Origin of the sequence: Burkholderia sp. LMU1-1-1.1 (assembly GCF_040675865.1) — a bacterium.
GTDB lineage: Bacteria > Pseudomonadota > Gammaproteobacteria > Burkholderiales > Burkholderiaceae_D > Rugamonas.
On the sequence record NZ_JBEGHG010000029.1, the window covers coordinates 1 to 7,353 of the forward strand.

6 protein-coding genes are annotated in these 7,353 nt (G+C 73.9%); 5 read left to right on the forward strand and 1 reads right to left on the reverse strand.

All coding sequences use genetic code 11. From position 1 onward, the window contains the following. From MRBLMU1_RS21455 to MRBLMU1_RS21475, 5 genes are all read left to right on the forward strand, one after another. Positions 1-1,288 (forward strand): enoyl-CoA hydratase-related protein (locus tag MRBLMU1_RS21455; protein ID WP_363505462.1); only part of this gene is annotated, 1,288 nt, incomplete at its 5' end. Further along, complete coding sequence (locus MRBLMU1_RS21460; RefSeq protein WP_363505465.1) at positions 1,285-2,751, forward strand: sigma-54-dependent transcriptional regulator; 1,467 nt, start codon at positions 1,285-1,287, stop codon at positions 2,749-2,751. The genes MRBLMU1_RS21455 and MRBLMU1_RS21460, both read left to right, overlap by 4 nt. Next, positions 2,748-3,791 (forward strand): HupU protein, encoded by a 1,044-nt coding sequence (locus MRBLMU1_RS21465; protein ID WP_363505468.1) that lies wholly within the window; start codon positions 2,748-2,750, stop codon positions 3,789-3,791. The genes MRBLMU1_RS21460 and MRBLMU1_RS21465 overlap by 4 nt, the downstream gene beginning before the upstream one ends. Before the next feature lie 7 nt (positions 3,792-3,798). Beyond that, a complete protein-coding gene (locus MRBLMU1_RS21470) occupies positions 3,799-5,268 on the forward strand; it encodes a nickel-dependent hydrogenase large subunit (protein ID WP_363505471.1) in 1,470 nt (489 codons plus the stop codon). Between the two features lie 48 nt (positions 5,269-5,316). Beyond that, the gene (locus tag MRBLMU1_RS21475; RefSeq protein WP_414646105.1) at positions 5,317-6,348 is read left to right on the forward strand and encodes a sensor histidine kinase; all 1,032 of its coding nucleotides are present in this window, start codon (positions 5,317-5,319) and stop codon (positions 6,346-6,348) included. Here the strand turns inward: MRBLMU1_RS21475 and MRBLMU1_RS21480 are convergent. After that, positions 6,313-7,353: methyl-accepting chemotaxis protein (locus MRBLMU1_RS21480; protein ID WP_363505474.1), on the reverse strand; the 1,041-nt coding region annotated here is incomplete at its 5' end. The two genes, MRBLMU1_RS21475 and MRBLMU1_RS21480, sit on opposite strands and share 36 nt — an antisense overlap.

Sequence of the window (7,353 nt, forward strand, 5' to 3'; positions counted from 1 at the left end):
GTTGCGTCCCGCGCGGCCGCGCGGCCGGGCGCGCCCGCCGATGGACCAGGCCAGCCGCCGTATCGACTGGCAAGCCGACGGCGCCGCGCTGGTGCTGGCCAAGCTGCGCGGCGCCGACGGCGCGCCGGGCGTGCGCGACAGCCTGTTCGGCCAGCCGTGCCACCTGTACGACGCCCATCCGGCCAGCGCCGCCAGCCTGGCGGGCCTGGGCGGCGCGCCCGGCGACGTGGTGGCGCGGCGCGATCACGCGGTGCTGCGCCGCTGCGCCGACGGCGCGGTCTGGATCGGCCACGCGCGGCTGGCCGCCGCGCCGGACGAGGGCGCGCCCAAGCCGTTCAAGCTGCCGGTGTCGGACTGTTTTCCGGCGCAATGGACCGCGCTGCCCGAGCTGGCCGTGCCGGTGCACCGGCCGCCGGGCGAGTGGGCCGAGCTGCGCTACTGGGAGGATGGCGGCTGCGGCTTCCTGAGCTTCGACTTCTACAACGGCGCGATGTCGACCGCGCAGTGCCGGCAGCTGACGCGGGCTCTGCACGCGGCGCGCGCGCGGCCCACGCGGGTGCTGGTGCTGCTGGGCGGCGCCGACTTTTTCAGCAATGGCATCGACCTCAATCGCATCGAGGCCAGCGCCAGCCCGGCCGACGAATCGTGGCACAACATCCACGCCATGGACGACCTGGCGCTGGCCATCCTCGACGGCGGCCGCCAGTGGACCGTGGCGGCCCTGCGCGGCAACGCCGGCGCCGGCGGCGTGTTCCTGGCGCTGGCCGCCGACGAGGTCTGGGCCGCCGGGCGCGTGCTGCTCAACCCGCACTACAAGAACATGGGCAATCTGTATGGTTCCGAGTACTGGACCTACTCGTTGCCGCGCCGGGTCGGCGCCGCCGCCGCCCAGGCGCTGACGCAGCACCGCCTGCCCTGGTCGGCGCGGCAGGCGCTGGAGGCAGGCCTGATCGACGCCGTGCTGGCGCCGGACGCGCGCGGCGGCTGCGAGGGCGCCGACGCGCTGGATTCGATCGCCGCGCGCGCGGTGGCGCTGGCGCGCGCGCCCGGCCTGGCCGAACGCGTGGCGGTCAGGCGCGCCGCCCGCGCGCGCGACGAGGCGCGCAAGCCGCTGCAGGCCTACCGCGACGAGGAACTGGCGCGCATGCACAGAAACTTCTACGGTTTCGATCCGAGTTATCATATAGCCAGGTTCCACTTCGTCCACAAGACGCCGCAGGCGTGGACGCCGCGCCACCTGGCCATCCACCGCAACCCAGATTTCGAAAGCGCCGCGATCCGCCCATGAACAGCACCGACAGCGCCGCCATGCCCGCCGTGCTCGTCGTCGACGACGAAACCGGGTCGCAACACGCGATCCGGCGCACGCTGGAGGAGGACTTCGCCGTCTACACGGCCGGTTCGGCCGCCGAGGCGCGCCTGCTGATGGAGCGCCACGCGCCGAGCGCGATCCTGTGCGACCAGCGCATGCCCGGCACCACCGGCGTGCAGTTCCTCACGGAGGTGCGCCAGCGCTGGCCCGACGTGGTGCGCATCATCATCTCCGGCTACACCGATTCCGAGGACATCATCGCCGGCATCAACGACGCCGGCATCTACCAGTACGTGCTCAAGCCGTGGATGCCCGACCACCTGCTCGATTGCGTGCGCGGCGCCGTCGAGGCGCGCGGCCTGCAGTACGACATGAACCGGCTCGACCTGGAGCTGCGCAGCGGCCCGGCCGTGCTGCGCGCGCGCAAGCTCGAAAAGCACCGCCAGGTCAGGGCCGGCTTCGATTTCGACCGCATCGTGCGCGCCCCGGGCGGGCCGATGGACGGCGTGTGCGAGCTGGCCGCGCGCGTGGCGCGGCACGACCTGCCGGTGCTGGTGCTGGGCGAGTCGGGCAGTGGCAAGGAGTTGCTGGCGCGCGCCATCCACTACGCCAGCCCGCGCGCCGAGCGCGCGTTCGTGATGGAGAACTGTGGCGCCATCGCCGACAGCCTGCTCGAGTCAGAGCTGTTCGGCCACAAGCGCGGCGCCTTCACCGGCGCCTACGACGACCATGCCGGCATCTTCCAGCGCGCCGACGGCGGCACCGTGTTCCTCGACGAGATCGGCGACACGTCGCCGGCGTTCCAGGTCAAGCTGCTGCGCGTGCTGCAGGAGGGCGAGGTGCGCCCGGTGGGCGCCACCCGCGCCGTGCCGGTCGATGTGCGGGTGCTGGCCGCCACCCACCGCGACATCGAGCAGGACGTGCGCGCCGGGCGCTTCCGGCAGGATCTGTATTACCGCCTGGCCGGCGTGACCCTGACCATGCCGCCGCTGCGCGAGCGCCCGGCCGACATCGTGCCGATCGCCGAGGCGCTGCTGCGCCAGGCCGGCGCCGAACTGGGCATGCCCGGGTGCCGCTTCGCGCCGGACGCCCTGGCCAGCCTGGTCACCTACGGCTGGCCGGGCAATATCCGCGAGCTGCGCAACGAGATCTTCCGCGCCGTGGCCCTGGGGACGCCCGGCCAGGCGCTGGTGGGCGCGCGCGGTTTTTCCAGCAAGGTGCTGCAGGGGCAGGGCGGGGCGGCCGCCGACGGCCTGGCGCGCCACGCCGCCGCGTCCGGCGGCACGCTGGCCGAGCGGCTCGACGTGACGGAGGCGGCGATCCTGAAGGAGACGCTGTTGCGGCTGCGCTGGAACAAGACCCACGCCGCGCGCGAGCTGGGACTGTCGCGCGTGGGCCTGCGCAGCAAACTGATACGCCTGGGACTGGAGACCAAATGAACGCCATCGCAACCGATCCATCCATGGCCGGCGGGCAGCCGGGCTTCAACGTGCTGTGGCTGCAGTCGGGCGGCTGCGGCGGCTGCACGATGTCGCTGCTGTGCGCCGACACCGCCGATTTCCACGGCGCGCTGGCCGATGCCGGCATCCGCCTGCTGTGGCACCCGTCGCTGTCGCTCGAAAGCGGCGCCGAGGCGCTGGCCATCCTGCGGGACTGCGCCGACGGCAAATTGCCGCTGCACGCGCTGTGCGTCGAGGGCGCGCTGTTGCGCGGACCGCACGGCAGCGGGCGCTTCCACATGCTGGCCGGCAGCGGCAAGCCGATGATCGACTGGGTGCACCAGCTGGCCGCCGTGGCCGACTACGCGGTCGCCGTCGGCACCTGCGCCGCCTACGGCGGGGTCACGGCCGGCGGCGTCAACCCCACCGACGCCTGCGGCCTGCAGTACGAGGGCGATCGCATCGGCGGCCTGCTGGGCGCGGCCTACCGCTCGCGCGCCGGCCTGCCGGTGATCAACGTGGCCGGCTGCCCGACCCACCCGAACTGGGTCATGGAAACGCTGATGGCGCTGGCCGCCGGCCTGTTCGGCGCCAGCCAGATCGACGCGCTGGGGCGGCCCCGCTCCTACGCCGACCACTTGGTGCACCACGGCTGCACGCGCAACGAGTTCTATGAATTCAAGGCCAGCGCGCTGCAGCCGTCCGACCGCGGCTGCATGATGGAGCACATGGGCTGCAAGGGCACCCAGGTGCACGCCGACTGCAACACGCGGCTGTGGAACGGCGAGGGCTCGTGCACGCGCGGCGGCTACGCCTGCATCAGCTGCACCGAGCCGGGCTTCGAGGAGCCCGGCCACCCGTTCCACCTGACGCCGAAGATCGCCGGCATCCCGACCGGGCTGCCGATCGACATGCCCAAGGCCTGGTTCGTCGCGCTGGCGTCGCTGTCGAAGTCGGCCACGCCGCGGCGGGTGCGCGAGAACGCCGTCGCCGACCACCTGGTGCAGGTGCCGGCGATCCGCAAGACGCGCCTCAAGTGAGGCGGCCATGACGCGCCTGATCGTCGGACCGTTCAACCGCGTCGAGGGCGACCTCGAGGTGCGCCTCGACATCGCCGGCGGCGCGGTGCGCGCCGCCCATGTCAACTCGACCCTGTACCGCGGCTTCGAGCAGATCCTGCAGGGCAAGGCGCCGGAGGACGCGCTGGTCTACGTGCCGCGCATCTGCGGCATCTGCTCGGTGTCGCAGTCGGTGGCGGCGGCGGGCGCGCTGGCCGACGCGATGGGCGTGGCGCCGCCGCCGAACGGCGCGCTGGTGACCAACGTCATGCTGGCGACCGAGAACCTGGCCGACCACCTGACCCACTTCTACCTGTTCTTCATGCCCGATTTCGCCCGCCCGGCCTACGCCGGCCGGCCCTGGCACGACGCCGTGGGCGAGCGTTTCGCCGCGCAGCAGGGCCGCCACGCGCGCCTGGCGCTGGCGGCGCGGCAGCGCTGGTTCACGCTGCTCGGCACGCTCGGCGGCAAGTGGCCGCACACCCAGTCGATCCTGCCGGGCGGCTCCTCGCGCGCGGTCGAGGCGGCCGAGCGCATCCGCCTGCTGGCGCGGGTGCGCGAGATGCGCAACTTCCTCGAGCACACCCTGTTCGGCGCGCCGCTCGAGGCCATCGCCGCGCTCGACAGCGAGGCCGCGCTGCGCGCCTGGCACGCGGGCGCGCCGGCCGACAGCGGCGACCTGCGGCTGTTCCTGACCCTGGCCTGGGAGCTGGGCCTGGACCGGCTCGGCCAGGGGCCCGGCCTGTACCTGTCCAACGGCGCCTATCCGCTCCCCGGCGCCATCCCCGGTGCTGCCGCGTTCGCGCGCGGGCTGTGGGACGGCGCGCTCGGCGCCGGGCGCGCGCTCGACACCGATGCCATCGCCGAAGACGCCAGCCACGCCTGGCTCGACGACCGCGGCGGTCCGCGCCACCCGCGCGACGGCCTGACGGCGCCGGCCCCCGACAAGCCCGGCGCCTACACGTGGAACAAGGCGCCGCGGCTGGACGGGCGGGTGCTCGAGACGGGCGCGCTGGCGCGCCAGGCGGTCGACGGCCACCCGCTGGTGCGCGACGCGCTGGCGCGCTGCGGCGGCAACGTCTACACGCGGGTGCTGGCGCGCCTGCTCGAGCTGGCGCTGGTGCTGCCGAGGATGGAGCGCTGGATCGCCGCGCTCGAGGCGGACGCGCCGTATTTCACGCCGGCCGGGTTGCCCGACGAGGCCGACGGCGTTGGCCAGACCGAGGCCGCGCGCGGCAGCCTGGGCCACTGGGTGTCGATCCGGGGCGGGCGCATCGCCAACTACCAGATCATCGCGCCGACCTCGTGGAATTTCTCGCCGCGCGACGCCGACGGCACGCCCGGCGCGCTGGAGGCGGCGCTGGTGGGGGCGCCGGTGCCGGCCGGCGAGGCCAACCCGGTGTCGGTGCAGCACATCGTGCGCTCGTTCGACCCCTGCATGGTGTGCACGGTGCACTGAGCGCGCGCTGGCGCCGGCGCGTCGAATCCGCTATCCTGAAAGCCCCCGATGACATTGTCGAGCCCCAGCATGCCGCGCAGTCCCGAACTCCCCATCGCCGTGCCCGGCCAGCTCGAGGGCATCGACGAGGCCACCTGGCTGGACGTCATCCAGAAGATGGACGAGGTCTATTCGCGCCTGGTGCAGGACGAGATCGCGCTGGAGGAAAAGAACGCCCAGCTGGAGCTGGCCTACCGCGAACTGAGCGCCACCCACGAGACGCTAAAACGTACCCAGCAGCAACTGTTGCACGCCGAGAAGATGGCCTCGCTGGGGCGCCTGGTGGCCGGCGTGGCCCACGAGTTGAACAACCCGATCAGCTTCGTGCTGGGCAATGTGCATGTGCTCAAGCGCAACGGCGCGCGGCTGGCCGCCTACATCGAGGCGCTGCACGCGGGCCGGGCCGACGAGGCGCTGCGGCGGGAGTTGCGCATCGACCATATCCTGGCCGACCTGCCGTCGCTGATCGAGGGCACGCTCGAGGGCGCCATGCGCACCACCGACATCGTCAACGGCCTCAAGCGCTTCTCGGCGGTCGACCGCGCCGAGCACCTGCCGCTCGACTTCAACGACGTCGTCGCGCGCGCCATCCACTGGACCAGCAAGGGCGCCGCGCCCGGCTTCGTGGTGCACTGGCGGGCCGGCGCCGCCCTGCCCGTGACGGGCAACGCCGGGCAACTGCTGCAGGTGATGATGAACCTGATCGAAAACGCCGGCGACGCCGGCGCCGCGGCCGGCGCCGCGCCGCCGCAACTGTGGATCGCCGCGCACCGAGAGGGCGGCACCTTGCGCGTGACGCTGCGCGACAACGGCGCCGGCATCGCCCCGCACGACCTGTCGCGCCTGTTCGACCCGTTTTTCACCACCAAGCCGGTGGGCAAGGGCACCGGCCTGGGGCTGTCGATCAGCTACGGCATCGTCGAGCGCCACCACGGGCGCCTGAGCGCGCGCAACCACCCGCGCGGCGGCGCCGAGTTCACCATCACCCTGCCGCTGGCGCCGGCCTCAGGCCAGGCGGAAGCGGCTGGCGGCCGCCTGTAGCCCGGCCGCGCGCCCGCGCAGCTGGTCGGCCGACAAGGCCGCCTGCCGGCCCAGCGCGGCGTTGCGCTCGGTCAGGCCGCCGATCTGCACCACCGCCTGGTTGACCGCGTCGAGGTCGCCGCGCTGCGCCACGCTGGCCTCGCCGAGCTCGGCCATGATGGCGCTGACGGCGCCCACGCTGCCCAGCAACTGGTCCATGGTGGCGCCGGCCTGGCCGGCCAGCGCGTCGGCGCCGCCGATGCGCGCCACCGAGTCGCCGATCAGGCCGCGGATTTCGGCGGCGGCGGCGGTGCTGCGCTGGGCCAGCTGGCGCACCTCGGCGGCGACCACCGCGAAGCCGGCGCCGCTGGCGCCGGCGCGGGCGGCCTCGACCGCCGCGTTGAGCGCCAGGATATTGGTCTGGAATGCGATGGCGTCGATCAGGCCGATGAAGCCGGTGATCTTGCGCGCCGACGCGTTGAGCGCGCCCATGGTCAGCGCCACCTGCGAGACGGCCGCGCCGCCGTCGCCGGCCGCCGCCGAGGCCGACAGTGCCAGCGTCCGCGCCCGCGTCACGCCGTCGCCGGCCTGGCCCACGCTGGCCGTCAGCGTGGCCAGCGCGGCGGCGGTGCGTTCGAGCGAGCCGGCCTGCTGCGCGGTGCGCGCCGACAGCGCGTCGTGGCCGGCGGCGATGGTGGCGGCGACCTCGACGATGCCTTCGGTCTCGGCCAGCACCTCGCCGACGATCTGGCGCAGCCGCGCGTTCATCTCCGCCAGCGCCGCCATCAACTGGCCGGCCTCGTCGCGCGAGCCGGCCGCGATGTGCTGGGTCAGGTCGCCGGCGGCGACGGTGCGCGCGATGCGCACCGCCGCCGCCAGCGGCGTACAGGCCGCCCGCACCAGCCAGGCCCCGGCCAGCGCCACCAGCAGCACGCCCAGCACCGTGCCGGCGGCGTAGCTCCAGGCCAGGCGCCGGTAGTCGCGCCCGGCGGCGTCGTACTCGGCCGGGCCGAGCGCGTCGACGCC

Excerpts from the sequence above, each read along its gene's own strand:
- MRBLMU1_RS21460 (WP_363505465.1), top strand. The coding sequence starts at position 1,285 with ATGAACAGCACCGACAGCGCCGCCATGCCCGCCGTGCTCGTCGTCGAC.
- MRBLMU1_RS21465 (WP_363505468.1), top strand. The coding sequence starts at position 2,748 with ATGAACGCCATCGCAACCGATCCATCCATGGCCGGCGGGCAGCCGGGC.
- MRBLMU1_RS21470 (WP_363505471.1), top strand. The coding sequence starts at position 3,799 with ATGACGCGCCTGATCGTCGGACCGTTCAACCGCGTCGAGGGCGACCTC.
- MRBLMU1_RS21475 (WP_414646105.1), top strand. The coding sequence starts at position 5,317 with ATGACATTGTCGAGCCCCAGCATGCCGCGCAGTCCCGAACTCCCCATC.